At 69.7% G+C, this 15,849-nt stretch carries 16 protein-coding genes; 6 read left to right on the forward strand and 10 right to left on the reverse strand.

Translation table 11 applies throughout. The features are described 5' to 3' along the window. Positions 1 to 87: 87 nt before the first annotated feature. The 4 genes from hpnJ to MFF24_RS18600 form a co-directional block, all read right to left on the reverse strand. A complete protein-coding gene (hpnJ, locus tag MFF24_RS18585; protein ID WP_108941238.1) occupies positions 88 to 1,512 on the reverse strand; it encodes a hopanoid biosynthesis associated radical SAM protein HpnJ in 1,425 nt (474 codons plus the stop codon). Between the two features lie 52 nt (positions 1,513 to 1,564). Continuing rightward, positions 1,565 to 2,761: a bacteriohopanetetrol glucosamine biosynthesis glycosyltransferase HpnI gene (gene hpnI, locus MFF24_RS18590; protein ID WP_238226294.1), complete on the reverse strand. Its 1,197-nt coding sequence runs from the start codon at positions 2,759 to 2,761 to the stop codon at positions 1,565 to 1,567. A gap of 174 nt (positions 2,762 to 2,935) precedes the next feature. Continuing rightward, complete coding sequence (locus MFF24_RS18595) at positions 2,936 to 3,556, reverse strand: MlaC/ttg2D family ABC transporter substrate-binding protein (protein WP_238226296.1); 621 nt, start codon at positions 3,554 to 3,556, stop codon at positions 2,936 to 2,938. Next, positions 3,547 to 4,680: an HpnL family protein gene (locus MFF24_RS18600; RefSeq protein WP_238226298.1), complete on the reverse strand. Its 1,134-nt coding sequence runs from the start codon at positions 4,678 to 4,680 to the stop codon at positions 3,547 to 3,549. Before MFF24_RS18600 ends, MFF24_RS18595 begins: the two co-directional genes overlap by 10 nt. Positions 4,681 to 4,891: 211 nt before the next feature. Here MFF24_RS18600 and MFF24_RS18605 point away from each other — a divergent pair, with 211 nt between their 5' ends. Next, entirely contained in the window at positions 4,892 to 6,085 is a 1,194-nt protein-coding gene (locus MFF24_RS18605) for an amidinotransferase (protein ID WP_108941234.1), read from the forward strand. Positions 6,086 to 6,319: 234 nt separating this feature from the next. On the opposite strand, the gene MFF24_RS18610 is transcribed toward MFF24_RS18605, so the two are convergent. The 6 genes from MFF24_RS18610 to MFF24_RS18635 all read right to left on the reverse strand — a co-directional run bounded on the left by MFF24_RS18610 (position 6,320) and on the right by MFF24_RS18635 (position 10,345). Next, the gene (locus MFF24_RS18610) at positions 6,320 to 6,532 is read right to left on the reverse strand and encodes a hypothetical protein (RefSeq protein WP_238226301.1); all 213 of its coding nucleotides are present in this window, start codon (positions 6,530 to 6,532) and stop codon (positions 6,320 to 6,322) included. Between the two features lie 68 nt (positions 6,533 to 6,600). Next, positions 6,601 to 7,212, reverse strand: coding sequence for a glutathione S-transferase (locus MFF24_RS18615; RefSeq protein ID WP_238226303.1), 612 nt, complete (start codon positions 7,210 to 7,212; stop codon positions 6,601 to 6,603). A gap of 43 nt (positions 7,213 to 7,255) precedes the next feature. Beyond that, positions 7,256 to 8,398: a dienelactone hydrolase family protein gene (locus MFF24_RS18620; RefSeq protein ID WP_238226305.1), complete on the reverse strand. Its 1,143-nt coding sequence runs from the start codon at positions 8,396 to 8,398 to the stop codon at positions 7,256 to 7,258. 124 nt (positions 8,399 to 8,522) lie between these two features. Further along, complete coding sequence (locus MFF24_RS18625) at positions 8,523 to 8,744, reverse strand: hypothetical protein (protein ID WP_108941230.1); 222 nt, start codon at positions 8,742 to 8,744, stop codon at positions 8,523 to 8,525. Positions 8,745 to 8,840: 96 nt separating this feature from the next. After that, positions 8,841 to 9,689: a metallophosphoesterase gene (locus tag MFF24_RS18630; RefSeq protein ID WP_238226307.1), complete on the reverse strand. Its 849-nt coding sequence runs from the start codon at positions 9,687 to 9,689 to the stop codon at positions 8,841 to 8,843. A 35-nt stretch (positions 9,690 to 9,724) separates the two neighbouring features. Further along, positions 9,725 to 10,345, reverse strand: a complete 621-nt coding sequence (locus MFF24_RS18635; protein ID WP_238226310.1) for a cation efflux transmembrane domain-containing protein — start codon at positions 10,343 to 10,345, stop codon at positions 9,725 to 9,727. A 218-nt stretch (positions 10,346 to 10,563) separates the two neighbouring features. Here MFF24_RS18635 and croR point away from each other — a divergent pair, with 218 nt between their 5' ends. From croR to MFF24_RS18660, 5 genes are all read left to right on the forward strand, one after another. Beyond that, a complete protein-coding gene (croR, locus tag MFF24_RS18640) occupies positions 10,564 to 11,037 on the forward strand; it encodes a 3-hydroxybutyryl-CoA dehydratase (RefSeq protein WP_056203233.1) in 474 nt (157 codons plus the stop codon). Between the two features lie 149 nt (positions 11,038 to 11,186). Beyond that, complete coding sequence (locus MFF24_RS18645) at positions 11,187 to 12,002, forward strand: TrmH family RNA methyltransferase (protein WP_238226312.1); 816 nt, start codon at positions 11,187 to 11,189, stop codon at positions 12,000 to 12,002. Positions 12,003 to 12,114: 112 nt separating this feature from the next. Further along, the gene (locus MFF24_RS18650) at positions 12,115 to 13,617 is read left to right on the forward strand and encodes a helicase HerA domain-containing protein (RefSeq protein WP_108941227.1); all 1,503 of its coding nucleotides are present in this window, start codon (positions 12,115 to 12,117) and stop codon (positions 13,615 to 13,617) included. A 207-nt stretch (positions 13,618 to 13,824) separates the two neighbouring features. Continuing rightward, positions 13,825 to 15,417: a phytoene desaturase family protein gene (gene crtI / locus MFF24_RS18655; protein ID WP_166060100.1), complete on the forward strand. Its 1,593-nt coding sequence runs from the start codon at positions 13,825 to 13,827 to the stop codon at positions 15,415 to 15,417. Further along, positions 15,417 to 15,845, forward strand: coding sequence for a DUF2141 domain-containing protein (locus MFF24_RS18660; RefSeq protein WP_238226314.1), 429 nt, complete (start codon positions 15,417 to 15,419; stop codon positions 15,843 to 15,845). Before crtI ends, MFF24_RS18660 begins: the two co-directional genes overlap by 1 nt. Positions 15,846 to 15,849: the final 4 nt, after the last annotated feature.

The following is a 15,849-nucleotide window of genomic DNA, read 5'->3' on the forward strand; positions in this document are numbered from 1 at the left end:
TCTCGCGGGTCCAGGGCGGAGCCCTGGAAACGGAAATGGCCGGGCCCAAGGCCCGGCCATTCCGGTTTTGAACGTCCCTGATCGGCGTTACGCGGCGGCCTTGCGGTCCCGCAGGAAGTGCCAGAACTCGACGCCCTCGCGCAGACGGCGCTTCATCATCTCGGGCGAGCGGACCATCTCGTTGACGATCGAGGCGATCTTCGGGGCGCGGAAGTAGAACTTCCGGTAGAACTCCTCGACCGCCGAGAAGATCTCGGAGTGCGACAGGTGCGGATAGTGGAGCGGCGCGATCTGCACGCCGTTCTCATCAACCAGCTCGGCGTTCTCGACGTCGAGCCAGCCGTTCTCCACCGCCTGCTTGTAGAGGAAGGTGCCCGGATAGGGCGCGGCCAGCGAGACCTGGATCGTGTGCGGGTTGATGCGCTTGGCGAACGCGATCGTCTCCTGGATCGTCTCCTTGGTCTCGCCGGGCAGGCCGACGATGAAGGTGCCGTGGATGGCGATGCCGAGGTCGTGGCAGTCCTTGGTGAACTTCTCGGCCACCTCGACGCGCATGCCCTTCTTGATGTTGTTCAGGATCTTCTGGTTGCCGGACTCATAGCCGACCAGAAGCAGACGCAGGCCGTTCTCTTTCAGAACCTTCAGGGTCTCGCGCGGCACGTTGGCCTTGGCGTTGCACGACCACGTGACGCCGAGCTTACCCAACTCGCGGGCGATCTCTTCCGCGCGCGGCAGGTTGTCGGTGAAGGTGTCGTCGTCGAAGAAGAACTCCTTCGTCTGCGGGAACTCCTTCATGCAGTACTTGATCTCTTCGATCACGTGGGCGACCGAGCGGGTGCGGTAGGTGTGCCCACCGACGGTCTGCGGCCACAGGCAGAAGGTGCAGCGGCTCTTGCAGCCGCGGCCCGAGTAGAACGAGATGTAGGGGTGCTTGAGGTACCCGATGAAGTACTTCTCCATCTCGAGGTCGCGCTTGTACACGCTCGTGACGAAGGGCAACTGGTCCATGTCCGTCATGATCTCGCGGTCCTCGTTGTGGACCACGACGCCGTTGGCATCACGATAGGAAAGACCCTTGATCTCCGACATCGGCACGCCGTCGGCGACTTCCTTGACGGTGAAGTCGAACTCATTGCGGGCGACGAAGTCGATCACCGGCGCCTGCGCCATCGAGCCGGCGGCATCCACCGCGACCTTGGCGCCGATCAGGCCGGCGATGAGCTTGGGGTTCGCGGCCTTGAGCGCCTCGACGGTCTTCACGTCCGACTTGAAGGACGGGACCGAGGTGTGGAGCACGACGAGGTCGAAATCGTTGGCCTGGGCCACGATCTCGTCGAGCTTGATGTTGTGGGGCGGCGCGTCGATCAACTTCGAGTTCGGCACCAGGGCGGCCGGCTGGGCCAGCCAGGTCGGGTACCAAAACGACTTGATCTCGCGCTTGGCCTGATAGCGGGAGCCGGCGCCGCCGTCGAAGCCGTCGAAGGTGGGGGCCTGCAGGAAAAGCGTGCGCATGGGGTTCAAGGCCTCAAGGCTCGAGACAGTATTGATGTGAGGTTTTAGGAGTTCAGACCGAGGTGGCGCGCGACTCGCGACCGAGGCCGTGCTCCGGAATCAGCGTACCGTCCGCAACCACACGGTAATCGTGACCTTTCCATGTCACCGCACCCGAGACGAAGCTCCAGGTGAAGTTGACGAAGGAGAGGATGTCGCGAATCGGCAACAGCCAGTAGGCGTGGGGCGCGAGCCCGAAGGCGCGCTCGATGCGAAGGCAGAGCCCGATGCGGCAGGCGAGCGCCAGGGCGGCCACCGCCAGCGCACCGGTCCCGGCGCCGGGAATCAGCGCGGCGAGCAGCGCCAGCGGGAAAGCGTGGGTGACAACCGAGCCGGCATAGCCCTTGGGATCGACGTTGCGGATGGTGCGGTTCCAGCGCAGCTCGTGCCGCCACAGGCCCGACAGTTCGGTATCGACGCAGGCATGCCCGATGGTCAGGGCGGGGATCGCCACGGTGCCGCCCTCAATGCGCAGGGCTTCGCCGATGGCGTAGTCGTCGGCGAGATCATCCTTGAAGGCGCGGAAGCCGCCGATGCGGGCGAGCGAGGCCGCCGTCATGGCGATGGTCGAGCCGAAGCAGGGCCGAGCGAGATCGAAGGTGGTACCGAGGATGACATTGGGCACGAACTGCACGTCGATGGCGAGCGCCGCGAGTTGGGCGCAGACGCCGCGGTCACCCGGCACGCCGTGATAGAGGCAGGTCACGCCGGAGACGCCCGGTTGCGACAGGGCGGCGACGACGCGCTCGAGGTAGTCGGGCCGTACCGACATGTCGCTGTCGGCCAGCACTACGACGTCGTGGGCGATCTTGTCCGACATGTTGATGAGGTTGGAGACCTTGCGGTTCGAGCCGTGCTGGCTCGCATCCACCACGAGGTCGATCCGTAAGCGCGGATGGGCTTCGCGCAGGCGTTGCACCACACTGAGCGCCGGGTCGGCGGCGTTCTGGACGCCGAACACGACCTGCAGCGGGCCGGCATAATCCTGGCGGCAGAAGGTTTCGAGGTTCTCGAACAGGTCCGGCTCGAGGCCGCAGAGCGGCTTGAGGATCGTCACGCTCGGCCGCGGCGCGTCTTTTGCAAGAGGCGGCGAGGCTTGGGCGGCGAAGCGGCCGACGAGAACGGCGGCGAGCAGGGCATAGACGCAGCCGGCGAGCGCCGTCAGCAGAAGCACGGGTGCGATCCAGGCCGGCAGCTCGTTCAGGTCCATGGCGCGGCGTTGCTCGCTGCTGTCGTGGGTCGGGGGCCGCGGGCGGCGGCCTGAATCGGTCAAGGCCCGGATGCCGCCCCAACCGGGTCGCGGTCGGCTCCGGGCCTTTGTCCTGACGGTCGCGTTGCCGCCGAATCGGTCGGCGCTTCCGCGGGAGGGCTAGCTTCTAAGCCCCTACTCTCGGGGCGAGACTTTGGCGGCGAGCATTCCGTCGGTGCGTTCGCGCATAAATTTCAACAGGCCGTCGGCGCCGCCCTTGAGAGGATCGGAGAAGCTCGCCCGCATCGAGGCGACTTCACTGACATTGCCGTTGAGCAGCACGTCCTGCACCCGGTTGCTCGCGTTGACGACGTAATCGACGTCCGACTCGTCGCCGTCCTTGTTCGAGACGCGGGTGAAGACCACGCGGTTGGGACCGCGCGCCTCGCTCTGCGGCTTGACCTCGAACTTGCCGCCGGCCGCCTGCGAGAGGCGGTTGGCGTAGAGCGTGACGAAATACTTGCCGAAGGTCTCGGTCAGCGCGTCCTGCTGTTCGGGCTTGAACGTCTTCCACTTCGGGCCGACGGCGGTGCGCACCATGGCGGGCGTGTCGAAGGTCGCCGCCAGGGTGTCCCCGACGATGGCCAGCCGGCTCTTGAGGTCGCCCGCGCCGTTCTTCAGAGCCTCTTCGAACTTGGCGTAGAGACGCTTGATCGGCTCGACCGCCGGATCCTCGGCGGCACGGACGATCTGCGGCGCCCCCGCAGCGGCGAGGACCGCGGCGGCGGCGAGGAGGGTGCGGCGGTTCAGGCGCACTTCTGGAGCGCTCCAGCTTCGTTGTCGGGGGAGAGGGTGGCCGGATTCCGGGCGGCGGGAAAGCCGTAGGCGGGAGCCAGGGGAGCGGGCGCGAGGCGGCGGCCGAGCCGTGCCCGGATCGCACCGAGTCCCTCGCGGACGGCGTCGGCGCCAGCGGGCTCGGTCGACACCGCGGTCTTGCGCTCCATCAGGTTCCACAGGGCGAGGCTCGGCAGGCCGACGGCGAGGTCGGCGACGCGCTTGACCAGAGACAGAGCAAGTGCGGCTTCCGGCGGGATGCCGAACAGGGCGCCCAGCGCGATCAGTCCGCCTTCCTGGGCGCCGATGGCGCCGGGCACGACGAAGGCGGCGCCGCGCACGGCCTGAGCGAGGCTCTCGATCACCAGGGCATCGACGAAGCTGATGGAATAGCCCATGGCGTTCAGCGCGATCCACACCTCGACGGTGCCGACGACCCAGCCGACGAGGTGGATCAGCAGCGCCGCGCCGACGCGGGCGCGGTTGCCGTAGAGCCGGCGCAGGTTTTGGTAGAGCACGTCGATCGCGCCGAGCGCCCGCCACTCGCGGCCGGCAGCGAAGCGGCTGAGCGCCGCCTCGATCAGGCGGTGACCGCTGCGGCGCTGGACGACGTAGAAGGCGGCGAGCGCCGGGATGGCAAGCAGCACGCCGCCCGCGACGGTGCGGACCAGCGGCCCGTCACCGGTGATCTGCATCAGCAGGAGGAGGCCGGCGATGGTGAAGACGAGCTGCGTGACCGCCTGGGTCATCAGGTCGACGAACATGCTGGCGCCGGCCATGCCGCCGGGCGTGCCGCGGCGGGTGAGCAGGCGCGCGCCGATGAAGTCGCCCCCGACCTGCGCCACCGGCAGCAGCGTGTTGATGCCCTCGCGCACGAAGCGCAGCGAGATGCAGTCACGCAGGGTCGGCCCGGCGCCGCGGGGGAACACCGTGTGCCAGCCGAAACCAGCCCAGGCGACGGCGGCGAAGCGGGCCAGCACGACGGCGAGCGTTCCCCAGCCCGCGCTGACGACGGCGGCCGTGACATCGGACACGCCGGAAGACAGGAACAGCGCGAGCGCCGTGCCTAGTCCCACGATCGATGCCAGTGTTGTGAGACGCTTCATCAGCCTCTTTCGAGTGATCGCCAAGGCTTGTGTTGTCGAAATCCCACCCGAAGCGACCATCGAAGCTTAGCCGGTGGCGGGAAGCGTTCCGGCAGGTTGCAGCTTTGCCCAGCCCTGTCTATCACCCGATTGACACACCGGGGAGCAAAGCGGCGCCCGCGGTGGACGCTGGCGACGATTGTCGCGCGATGCCGCTTCTAGGGAGCCTCAAATGGATCGCGAGCCGCAGATCACGGCGGATTCCGCCCTGATCGACGACGCCTCGGCGAACGGTTTTTCGCAGGGCTACGAGGGCCGCCACGCGTTGGAAGGCCGCTCGCCCGCCACCCGCAGCCCGGTGATGGCCTGGAACGAGTGGGATCCGCTGGAGGAGGTGATCGTCGGTTCGCTCGACGGCGCCACGATCCCGACCCATCACCTCACCGTGATCTTCAACCTGCCGCGGGCGGCCCAGCCGTTCTACCGCTTCGCCTCCGGCTGGAAGTATCCGAAGTTCATGAAGAAGCTGGCTCAGCAGGAGCTGGACAACTTCATCTCGATCCTGGCCGGCGAGGGCGTGAAGGTGCGCCGTCCCGATCCGGTCGACTTCTCGAAGAAGTTCAAGGCGCCGCGCTGGACCTCGCGCGGCTTCTGCGTCGCCTGCCCGCGCGACCCGTACCTCGTGATCGGTGACGAGATCATCGAGAGCCCGATGTGCTGGCGCTCGCGCTACTTCGAGGGCGACGCCTACCGCTCGCTGTTCAAGGAATACTTCCGCGCCGGCGCGCGCTGGACCTCGGCGCCGCGCCCGCAGCTCACCGACGACCTCTACAACTACGACTACCGGGTGCCGAACCTGAAGGCCGGCGAGCCGATGCAGTTCACGGTCAACGAGTTCGAGCCGGTCTTCGACGCCGCCGACTTCGTGCGCTGCGGCCGCGACCTGTTCGTGACCCGCTCGAACGTGACGAACCTGATGGGCATCGAGTGGCTGCGCCGCCATCTCGGCCCGGGCTTCCGCATCCACGAGATCGAGAGCCGCTGCCCGCAGCCGATGCACATCGATTCGTCGTTCATGCCGCTGGCGCCGGGCAAGGTGCTGGTCAACCCCGATTACATCGACGTCGAGAAGCTCCCGGCGGTGCTCAAGAAGTGGGACGTGCTGATCGCGCCGCGCCCCGACCCGGTCTCGGGTTTCATGAGCAAGATCTCGATGTGCTCGCCCTGGACCTCGATCAACGTGCTCGCCATCGACGAGAAGAAGATCGTCGTCGATCAGAGCCAGCCGACCCTGATCAAGGCCCTGAAGGATTGGGGCTTCGATCCGATCCCGGCCCCGTTCCTGTCCTACGGCCCGTTCGGCGGCTCGTTCCACTGCGCCACGCTCGACGTGCGCCGCCGCGGCGTGCTGAAGTCGTACTTCTGAGCGATCGCCTCGCCCGCGGGGTGGGGCTTTCATCGACCGGAGCCCGCCGCGAACGCCTCGCGACGGGCTTCTTCATGTTCGGTCGCCGTCGTGCTCCCGGCTTGTTTCGGCTCCGCCTCAGGATGACGGCCTGGATCAACCGCCCCGTCATCGCGAGCGTCGGCGAAGTGATCCAGAAGCGCAACGTTTCAGGGTAAGCTGCTTGGTTAGAAGAGTTTTACCCGCAGGCGCGGATCACTCGCCCAGCAGCTGGTCCGGCACCCGCGTCGCCCGCCGATAGGTCGTCCGCGCCAGCACCAGAGCGCCGCCGTATTGCAGAAACCCGTTCTCGGCGAGCCCGTCCGGTGCCAGATGAGCCTGGAGCGCGAGGCGGGTCAGCGCATTGAGCGCGATGACGGCAAGGCAGAAGACGGCGGATGCGAGTGCGGCGGCGACGAAATCGGGCATGACGGGCCTCCCGGATGGGACAGCCCAAGCTTAGCAAGGGCCGAGCCAGCCGGAAGACCCCCGATGGGCTAACCCACCGGCGGGCGCGTGGCCACCATGGCGGGCCGCTCCCCGAAGCGGGCGAACCACGCGGCGAGCTTCGGCGCGTCGTCGCGCCAGGCGATGTCGGAGAAGCGCAGGTCGAGGTAGCCGAGCGCGCAGGCGAGCGCGATGGTGCCGATATCGACACGCTCATCCAAGCTTTCGGCATGCTCCTCGAACCATGCCAGCGCGCTCTCGATCTTGGCGGTCTGGCCCTCGATCCAGGCGGCCGAGCGCTCGGATTCCGGCCGCGCGGTCAACTCGTAGCGGATCAGCAGGGCGGCATCGAGCACGCCGTCGGCGGTGGATTGCTCGTTGAGAGCCCGCCAGCGTGCGGCCCCCTCGGCCGGAAACAGGCGCCCGCCGCCCAGCACGTCGAGATACTCGCAGATCACCCGGCTGTCGGCCAGGCTCTCGCCGTCGTCGAGGATCAGGGTCGGCACCTGGGCGAGCGGGTGCTGCGCCAGCACCGAGCGGTCGCGCTTGACCGGGTGGACGGCGCTCGGCAGCAACTCCAGCCGCTCGGCCAGGCCGAGTTCGTGGGCGACCACCATCACCTTCCGCACGAAGGGCGAGCTGTGCGAGTGGAACAGCTTCATCGGCGTCAAACAATCCTTTGCGGTTTCGAACGGGATGCGGTGCTCAGCGCTGCACGGCGGCCGGCGTTGCCGGCACCTTCGGCGTCTCGACGCCGAGGCGCTTCACCGGCCAGCCGTCGCCCCAGCGGCGCATGTCGCTGAAGGCGGGGTCGTTCTTCAGGCTCTGGGCGTCCTTGCCGGCGAAGGCGGCAGTCGCCGCCATGTCGAAGGTGCGCCAGAAGGCGAGGAAATCGAGGCTGTCGGCGCGGGCGTTGTTGATCTGCGAGACCAGCGTCGTCTGCTCGCCCGAGAGCGCCATGTCGGCCGACCAGCGGAAGGGCGGCGGCTTCTCGCCCGGCGGATCGGGCGGCAGCTTGATCGCCCCGCTGTCGTAGGCGGTATCGAGCCCAGCGGGCGAGGCCAGCGTCGCGGTCAGCGCCGGGAAGCCGTGATCGTCGGAGAGCGCCCGCACGAACAGCTTGCGCTCCGGCGGCACGGTATGGGCGTCGCGCAGGATGCGGCGGGCGGCGGCGTCGGCGGCGCGGGCATCCCGGTCGCCGATCACCGTCACGAGCAGGGTCTTGGGCGACATGCCGTCGAGATCGCCGAGCGGGATGCCGCGGGACTTGGCGTCCCGGGCGATGCCGCCGGGCATCACGACGTAGACGAGCTTGGGCGCCGGCAGGCCCTCCTGCCCGGCTTCCGCCGCGAGGTGGGCGGCGAGCGGCGCGCCGGCCAGATGGCCGATCAGGGCAAGGCGGCCGGTATCCGGCTTCGCGTCGGCATCGCTCGCCAGTTCGGCGAACGCGGATTTGAGCAGGCGTGCGGCGATGGCCGGCGCGTCGGAGGGCCGGGTGCGGTTCACCTCCTGGAAGCGCGGGAACAACACGAGCCAGCCGTGGCGGGCGAGGTGGTCGATCCAGGCGCCGTAGGCCTGCGGGTTCGGCGCGCCCCAGGCGTGCAGGAACACCGCCACCGGCCGTCCGCCCTCGGGCGCCGGACCCGCCTTGTAGAAGGCGTACGTTGCCGAACTGGCCTTGCCGACCGCGCGCTTGGTGATCGTGGCGGCCTTGTCACCGACGCCCCCCGGTCCCTCCGTCGGCTGGGCCGGTGGCGCGGCGGCGAGGGCCGGTCCGGCGACGGACAGGGCGGCCAGCAGGCCCAGGGCGGGCCAAGGCAGGGCAGCGAGTCCGGACTTCAGGCGCATCAGTCTCTCGACGATCGGCGAAAATCTGTGCCGGACCCACCCGCTCACGCGGAATTCAGGACTCGGCCGCGCCTGAATAGCAGATTCCGGCGCGGTGGCGACGCCGGACGGGCAACGGTCCGCGCTATTCGCGTTGCTTCACCCGGCGGCACTCGGTCTTGAGGTAGCTCGTCTTGCCGACCTCGTCGCGCAGATCGGTGCGGGCGATGATCTCCTGCCAGCCGCTGGTGCAGCCGAGTTCATTCGCGACGCGCACCTTGCGCACCTCGCTCGCCCGCTCGTCGGTGCAATCCGGCTGCGGGATGGCGTTGGCGCAGACGAGCACGACGGCGATGAAGGCGTTCATGGCGAATCTCCCGGGTTTTCTTGTCGGTTTTGCCTGCTCGGCGGCGGCCGGGAGCTTACGCGCGATGTCGTCATCGGGTTGCGCCGATCGGGCGCGTCATCCCAGCTCGACGATAAGGTCGCTGCGAAACGTCTTTCCTTCCACGGGGTTGGCGAGCCAGCGGGTGCGTCCGATCCGCATGTCGTGCCCGGCATGGAAGTGGCCCGAGATCCAGAGATCGGGGCGGTCCGCGTCGGGGAGATCGTCGAGGACGGTGGTGGCGTAGAAGGCTGGCACCCACCAAGGCACGCCGGGCGCGTTGCGGAACGCGTCCGCGGCGCGCGGGCTCGCAGGATGGTGCGTGACCGCGACCGTCGGGCCCTCGTGCGGCCGGGCCAGGGCTTCGAGCAGCGCCGCCTTCTCTCGGGCATGCGCCTCCATCGCGTCCGCGGGCGACCAGGGCGCACCGTCGGCGCGGCGGATCGAGCCGCGGTACTCTCGCGAGCCGGTGACCGGGTCGGTCATCCGCGCGGCGGCGAAGGCGACCGGATCGTCCGGCCGGTCGGGCGTGTCCTCGGTGAGCCAGCGCCCGGCGAGCGACCAGTCGCTCCACAAGGTCGTGCCGACGAACCGCACACCGCCGATCACGACGGCCTGCCCGCCCTGGAGCAGGTGGATGCGGGCTCCCAGCCCGTTCAGCCGGGCGACCTCGCGCTCGAGCGCGGCGAGGAGTTCGGGCGCGCTGCGCCCGTCGCCGGTCGGGGCGTAGTGCTCGTGGTTGCCCGGCACCAGCACCACCGGCCGCCCGCCCGCGAGGGCCCGCACCGTGGCGAGCCCGGCCTCGGGCTGGCCCTCGTGCAGGTCGCCGGCGCAGACGAGCACGTCGAAGGGGGACGAAGGCGGCGGGATCATTTCCGGGCGCCGCCGTTCGAGATGCAGGTCGGAGAGGGGGAAGAGGCGCAGCACGGGGTCCGCAGGGTCGAAGGAAAGGGGAAGAAGGCTCAGGCACGGGCCTGCGACGCGGCTTCCTCGGCCGCGGCCCGCCATTCCCGGCGGGCGGCCTTGAGCACGTCGAAGGCGGAATCGGCGTTGAGGACGGCGATGCCGGCCGCCGCCACGAGATCCGGCCAGGGCGAGAGCGTCACCGCGGTGACGAGGCCGGCGACGATGATCGCCACGTTGGCGGCGACGTCGTTGCGGGCGGAGAGATAGGCGGCCCGCGTCAGGCTGCCGTGGCCGTCGCGGTGGCGGGCGAGCATCAGCGCGCAGGCGAGGTTGACCCCCAGCGCGCCGAGGCCGGTCAGCGTCAGCGGCACCGGGGCCGGTGCGGTGAAATCCGCAAACTTCTCGTAGGCCGCCCAGGCCGTGGCGAGGCCCGGCACCAGCAGGATGCCGGCGAGCAGGGTGCCGAGCCGCGCCCGGTTACGCACGCTCCAGCCGAGGCCGGCGAAGATCAGAAGGTTGATCGCCGCGTCCTCGAGAAAATCGAGGCTGTCGGCAATCAATGCCACCGAGCCGATGGCGAGTGCCGCCGCGATCTCGATGCCGAAATAGCTCAGATTCAGCGCCGCCACGCGGGCGACGACCGGGCGCAGGCCCGGCGAGGGCGTCAGACGAGGCACCGAGGGGTTCCCGAAGGTGGAGCGCGCCGGTGATTGCCCGAAGCGCCGGGCGCTGTCGAGAACACTTCCGAAAGCCCTTCCAAGAGCCCTTACCCCCGCAACCCCGCTCGGCCTTTTGTCCGTCTGGATTTGCGCGCGCGGCTGTGCAAGGCGAAGGGATTGCCAAAGGATAGCCAAGCCGCCCGTCGAGCGGCTTTCCGGACCGGGAGGCCTTGAGAATGTTGCCCGAACTGCGCGTGCTCTATTTCGAGGATCTCGAAGTCGGACTCACCGAGATCCTCCGCAAGGAGATCTCCTCCTCCGACGTGGTGGGCTTCGCCGAGATCACCGGCGACCGCAACCCGATCCACCTCTCCGAGCACTTCGCCGCGCGCACGCCCTTCGGCACCCGCATCGCCCACGGCCTCTACACCGCCGGCCTGATCTCGGCGGTGCTCGGCACCCGCCTGCCGGGGCCGGGCGCGGTCTACATCTCGCAGACCCTGAACTTCCGCGCGCCCGTGCGCATCGGCGACGTCGTCGAGGTGAAGGTCGAGGTAGCCGAGCTGATTCCCGAGCGCCGCCGCGCCCGGCTCGCCTGCACCTGCTCCGTCGGCGACGAAGTGGTGCTCGACGGCGAGGCCCTGGTGAAGGTGCCGAAGAAGGAGGAGGCCGACCCGCTCGCCATGCGCATGGGCGGCGGCCGCGCCTGAGAGTGCTCACAAAACTCCCGTTCACCCGTCGTCCAACCTCCGGGCATGGCGGCGCAGCGGGAGCTTTGTGGGAGTCACTCAAGCCTCGTCCCGAAAGGCCGTTGCGGCTTTCGGGGCAGGACGATGCGAGAGCGAAAGTCGACCCGCGCGTGTTCGAGCCGATCGCCATCGATGATCCGGACGATCCCCGGCTCGCCGCCTACCGGTTCGTGCGCGAGCGCGACCTCGTGGGGCGGCAGGGCCGCTTCATCGTCGAGGGCGAGGTGACCCTGCGGCTGCTGTTCTCCTTCAGCGCCCGCTTCGCGGCGGAATCGGTGCTGCTGGCGCCCGAGCGCTGGGCCGGCCTGTCCGACCTGTTCGCGCAGCGCGCAGGTCGGCCGCCGGTCTATCTCGCCGGCAGGGACGTGATGAGCGCGGTGGCGGGTTTCCCGATCCATCGCGGCGTGCTGGCGGTGGGTCTTCGCGGCGCGGAGCCCGCGCCCGCGGCGCTGATCCCGCCGGCCCCCGCCCCGGCCCTCGTCGTCGGGCTGGTCGGGCTGACCAACCACGACAATGTCGGCGGCCTGTTCCGCAACGCCGCCGCTTTCGGCGCCGACGCGGTCTGGCTCGACGCCGAGACCTGCGATCCGCTCTACCGCAAGGCGATTCGCGTCTCGGCGGGCGCGGCGCTGACCATGCCCTTCGCCCGCGCGGCGAGCGGATCGGCGCTGCTGGACCTCGCCGAGCGCCATGCCCTGACGCCGCTCGCACTGACCCCCGGCGGCGATGAGACCCTCGATGCGCTGGAGCCGCCGTCCCGCGCACTGCTCCTGCTCGGCACCGAGGGGCCGGGCCTGCCGGATGCGGTGATGGCGCGTGCCCGTTGCCTGCGCATCGCCATGGCGGTGGGCTTCGACTCGCTCAACGTCGCGACGGCGGGGGCGATCGCGCTGCATCATCTGGCAGGGCGGCGGCTCGCGGGCTAAAGGCTGGTTCTCGAGAGACGCGTGCGGCCTCCCGCCTGTGGACGGCCCGCGCCGCCGCGGACCCCGCCCGCCCCGCGCATGTTAGAAGCTGCGGGCGCCAGCGAGGTACGGGATGGGCTACGAGATCGATCTGGGGCGGGCCGGCGACAGGCCCGGGACGATGGACCTCACCGAGCTGCTGGCGACGCGCCTCCTCGTCCAGGGCAATTCCGGTTCGGGCAAGTCGCACCTGCTGCGCCGCCTGCTGGAGCAGAGCGCGGGCCTCGTGCAGCAGGCGATCATCGATCCGGAGGGCGATTTCGTCACGCTGGCCGAGCGCTACGGCCACGTCGTGGTCGAGGCCGACGGCAACGAGGCCGAACTCTTACGCATCGCCGCCCGAGTTCGCGAGCACCGGGTCTCCGTCGTGCTCTCGCTCGAAGGGCTCGACGCCGAGGACCAGATGCGCGCCGCCGCCGCCTTCCTCGGTGGCCTGTTCGATGCCGACCGCTCGCTCTGGTACCCGATGCTGGTGGTGGTGGACGAGGCGCAGCTCTTCGCCCCCGCCGCCGCGGGCGAGGTGTCGGACGAGGCCCGCCGCCTGTCGCTGGGCGCCATGACCAACCTGATGTGCCGCGGGCGAAAGCGCGGATTGGCCGGCATCATCGCCACACAGCGGCTGGCCAAGCTCGCCAAGAACGTCGCGGCGGAAGCCTCGAACTTCCTGATGGGCCGCACCTTCCTCGATATCGACATGGCGCGGGCCGCCGACCTGCTCGGCCTTGACCGCCGCCAGGCCGAGACCTTCCGCGATCTCGCCCGCGGGCATTTCGTGGGCCTCGGACCGGCGATCTCGAAGCGCCCGCTTCCCATCGCCATCGGCCCGACGGTGACCGAGAGCCGCAACGCCGCCCCTGCCCTGCTGCCGCTGCCGACCATGGGCGAGGAGGCCCGCGCCCTGATCCTCACCGCGTCGCCGGAAGAGGAGGCACGGCCCCTGCCCGCGCCCCGGCCGAAGCCGGTGCGTGCTCCGGGCCCCGACGTGCTGGTCCAGCTCGCCAATTACCGCCCGCCGGTGCGCGAGGACCTGCCGGAGGAGGAGCCGATGGACCCGGCCGAGCGCGAGGCGGCGATGGCCGAAATCCTCGCCTCGGTCCTGGCGGATTCGGACGCCGCCGCCTGCACGCCGGCCACGCTCTACCAGGACTTCACCGTCCGCTGCCGCATCCGCCGGATCGGCGGCGAGGCGATGGGCCTGCCCGAGTTCAAGCGGCGGCTCGCCGTGGCGCGGGCCGGCGTCCAGGGCGCCACCGCCGAAGGGCCGGGCTGGGAGCGGGCGCAGGAGATCGCGGCGTCTCTGCCCGAGGATCTCGCCGGGCTGTTCCTGCTCATCGCCCGCACGGCGCTCGAAGGCTCGCCCTGCCCGTCCGACGCGGCACTGGCCGAGGCTTACGGCACGAGTTCGGCGGGCCGCGCCCGGCGGATGCTCGGCTATCTCGAAGAGCGGGGCGCTATCGTCATGCGCCGGGACCTGCGCGGCGCGCCGATCATTGCCGTGCCGGATCTCGATGCCGAGACAGGGCCGCAGATCGGTGCCGCCGCGGTGGTACCCCTGCGGCGGCGCGGGCGGACCTGAGCTCCGTCGCTCTGCGGTCCGGCGCATGGCCTCGAACCTTCCGAGCGGTGGAGGTTGCGGGCTCGATCCGGGTGGTCCCGATCAGGGTTAACGGTTGGAAGCTGTTGAGGCCGGGGATGCGCGACAATCCGCACCCCTTGCCGCCTCAGCGCTTCCGGCCAAGATTGGGCCTCACGTTTTCGTGCCGATCGAGGAGCCTTGGGGGCGTTGTTACAGTCGCGTGAAGGGTTGCGCACCCTGTCGGGCCGCCGCGTCATCGTCGTCGGGGCGGGGCCGGGAGGGCTCGCCACGGCGCTGCTCCTGGCCAAGGCCGGGCTGCACGTCACCGTGATCGAGCGGGATGAGGCCGTCGGCGGACGCACAAAGACCGTCGAGGCGCCGGGCGGCTACCGCTTCGACATCGGTCCGACCTTCTTCCTCTATCCGCAGATCCTGGCCGACATCTTCGAATCCTGCGGCGAGCGCTTGGAGGACCATGTCCGCCTGGAGCGCCTCGATCCGCAGTACAACCTCGTCTTCGAGGGCGAGAATGGCATCTCGGGGCAGATTCGCGCCACCGGGGACGTGCCGCGGCTCAAGCAGGAGATCGCCCGCCTCGCCCCGGCCGACGCGGAGAACGTCGAAAAGTTCTTCGAAGAGAACCGGACCAAGCTGAACTACTTCAAGCCGGTGCTGGAGCAGCCCTTCGACAACTTCCTGTCGATGGCGAGCCCGGCCATGCTTGCCGCGCTCCCCCATCTCCACCCCGGCCGCAGCGTGGACAAGGATCTCAGGCGCTACTTCGCGGACCCGCGGGTGCGCCTCGCCTTCTCGTTCCAGACCAAATATCTCGGGATGAGCCCCTTCCGCTGCCCGAGCCTGTTCACGATCCTCTCGTTCCTCGAATACGAGCACGGCGTCTATCATCCGGTCGGCGGCTGCGGCGCGGTCTCGGAGGCGATGGCCGGGCTGGCCCGCCGCATGGGCGTCGACATCCGCCTCGGGCAGTCGGTCGAGCGGGTGCTGTTCGAGGGCAAGCGCGCCAACGGCGTGGTCGTGAACGGCGAGACGCTGAAGGCCGACGCGGTGGTCGTGAACGGCGACTTCGCCAAGGTGATCCGCGACCTCGTGCCGGAGGAGCGGCGCCCGCGCTGGCGCGATGCCAAGATCGGCAAGGCCCGTCTCTCCTGCTCGACCTACATGCTCTACCTCGGGATCGAGGGCAAAATGCCCGAGAGCCTCGGGCACCATACGATCCTGCTGTCAAAGGAGTACGAGCGCAACATCAACGAGATCACCGGCGGCACCCTGCCGATGCAGCCCTCGATCTACGTGCAGCATGCCGGCTTCACCGATGGCGGCATGGCGCCGCCCGGCCACACCGCGCTCTACGTGCTGGTGCCGGTGCCCAACCTCAAGTCGGGGATCGACTGGGAAGCCGTGGGGCCGAGCTACCGCAAGCTGGTGCTGGAGCGCCTGAAGCTCTTGGGCCTGCCCGATATCGAGAGCCGGATCCGCTACGAGCGCGTGATCGACCCCCGCGATTGGCAGGAGGAGTTCGCCGTCCACGAAGGCGCGACCTTCAACCTCGCCCACGACCTCATGCAGATGCTGTGGTTCAGACCCCACAACCGCTTCGGGCCGGGGCTCTACCTCGTCGGCGGCGGCACCCATCCGGGCTCGGGCCTGCCCGTCATCTACGAGGGCGCGCGCATCTCCGCCCGGCTCCTGATCGAGGATCTCGCCAAGGAGAAGGCGCCCGCGATCCTGGCGGACCTGCCGACCACCTCGCCGCTCGCCACGCAGGGCGACCCGAGCTGATGCGGGCGGTCTTTGTTCCGGGCCTTGTTGTGCTGGCCGCGCTGGCGGGCCCGGCGCGGGCGGCGAGCCTGGAGGTCAACGTCGAGGGGGCGGAGCCGGGGCCGGGCGAACTCTACGTCACCCTGTGCCAGGGCGGCTTGAGCGAGGCCGCCTGCCCGATCGGCCGCAGCGTCCCGGCCCGCGGCGGTGCCGAGCGCTTCGTCTTCACCGACGTGCCGCCGGGCGTCTGGGCGGTCGCCGCCTTCCAGGACGAGAACGGCAATGGCCGCCTCGACCGGACGGGCCTCGGCTTGCCGCTGGAGCCCTACGGCTTCTCCGGCGCGGTCGGGCGGCGGGCCCGGCCGGACTTCTTCAGCGCGAGTTTCGACCTGCGCGAACCCGGCGCCGCGGTGCGGGTCCGCCTCGCCCGCCCCCTGCCGCGGCGCTGACGGA

This window comes from Methylorubrum aminovorans (assembly GCF_022179725.1).
Lineage (GTDB): Bacteria > Pseudomonadota > Alphaproteobacteria > Rhizobiales > Beijerinckiaceae > Methylobacterium > Methylobacterium aminovorans.

Excerpts from the sequence above, each read along its gene's own strand:
- hpnJ (WP_108941238.1), bottom strand. The coding sequence starts at position 1,512 with ATGCGCACGCTTTTCCTGCAGGCCCCCACCTTCGACGGCTTCGACGGC.
- hpnI (WP_238226294.1), bottom strand. The coding sequence starts at position 2,761 with ATGGACCTGAACGAGCTGCCGGCCTGGATCGCACCCGTGCTTCTGCTG.
- MFF24_RS18600 (WP_238226298.1), bottom strand. The coding sequence starts at position 4,680 with ATGAAGCGTCTCACAACACTGGCATCGATCGTGGGACTAGGCACGGCG.
- MFF24_RS18605 (WP_108941234.1), top strand. The coding sequence starts at position 4,892 with ATGGATCGCGAGCCGCAGATCACGGCGGATTCCGCCCTGATCGACGAC.
- MFF24_RS18610 (WP_238226301.1), bottom strand. The coding sequence starts at position 6,532 with ATGCCCGATTTCGTCGCCGCCGCACTCGCATCCGCCGTCTTCTGCCTT.
- MFF24_RS18615 (WP_238226303.1), bottom strand. The coding sequence starts at position 7,212 with ATGAAGCTGTTCCACTCGCACAGCTCGCCCTTCGTGCGGAAGGTGATG.
- MFF24_RS18620 (WP_238226305.1), bottom strand. The coding sequence starts at position 8,398 with ATGCGCCTGAAGTCCGGACTCGCTGCCCTGCCTTGGCCCGCCCTGGGC.
- MFF24_RS18625 (WP_108941230.1), bottom strand. The coding sequence starts at position 8,744 with ATGAACGCCTTCATCGCCGTCGTGCTCGTCTGCGCCAACGCCATCCCG.
- croR (WP_056203233.1), top strand. The coding sequence starts at position 10,564 with ATGTTGCCCGAACTGCGCGTGCTCTATTTCGAGGATCTCGAAGTCGGA.
- MFF24_RS18650 (WP_108941227.1), top strand. The coding sequence starts at position 12,115 with ATGGGCTACGAGATCGATCTGGGGCGGGCCGGCGACAGGCCCGGGACG.
- MFF24_RS18660 (WP_238226314.1), top strand. The coding sequence starts at position 15,417 with ATGCGGGCGGTCTTTGTTCCGGGCCTTGTTGTGCTGGCCGCGCTGGCG.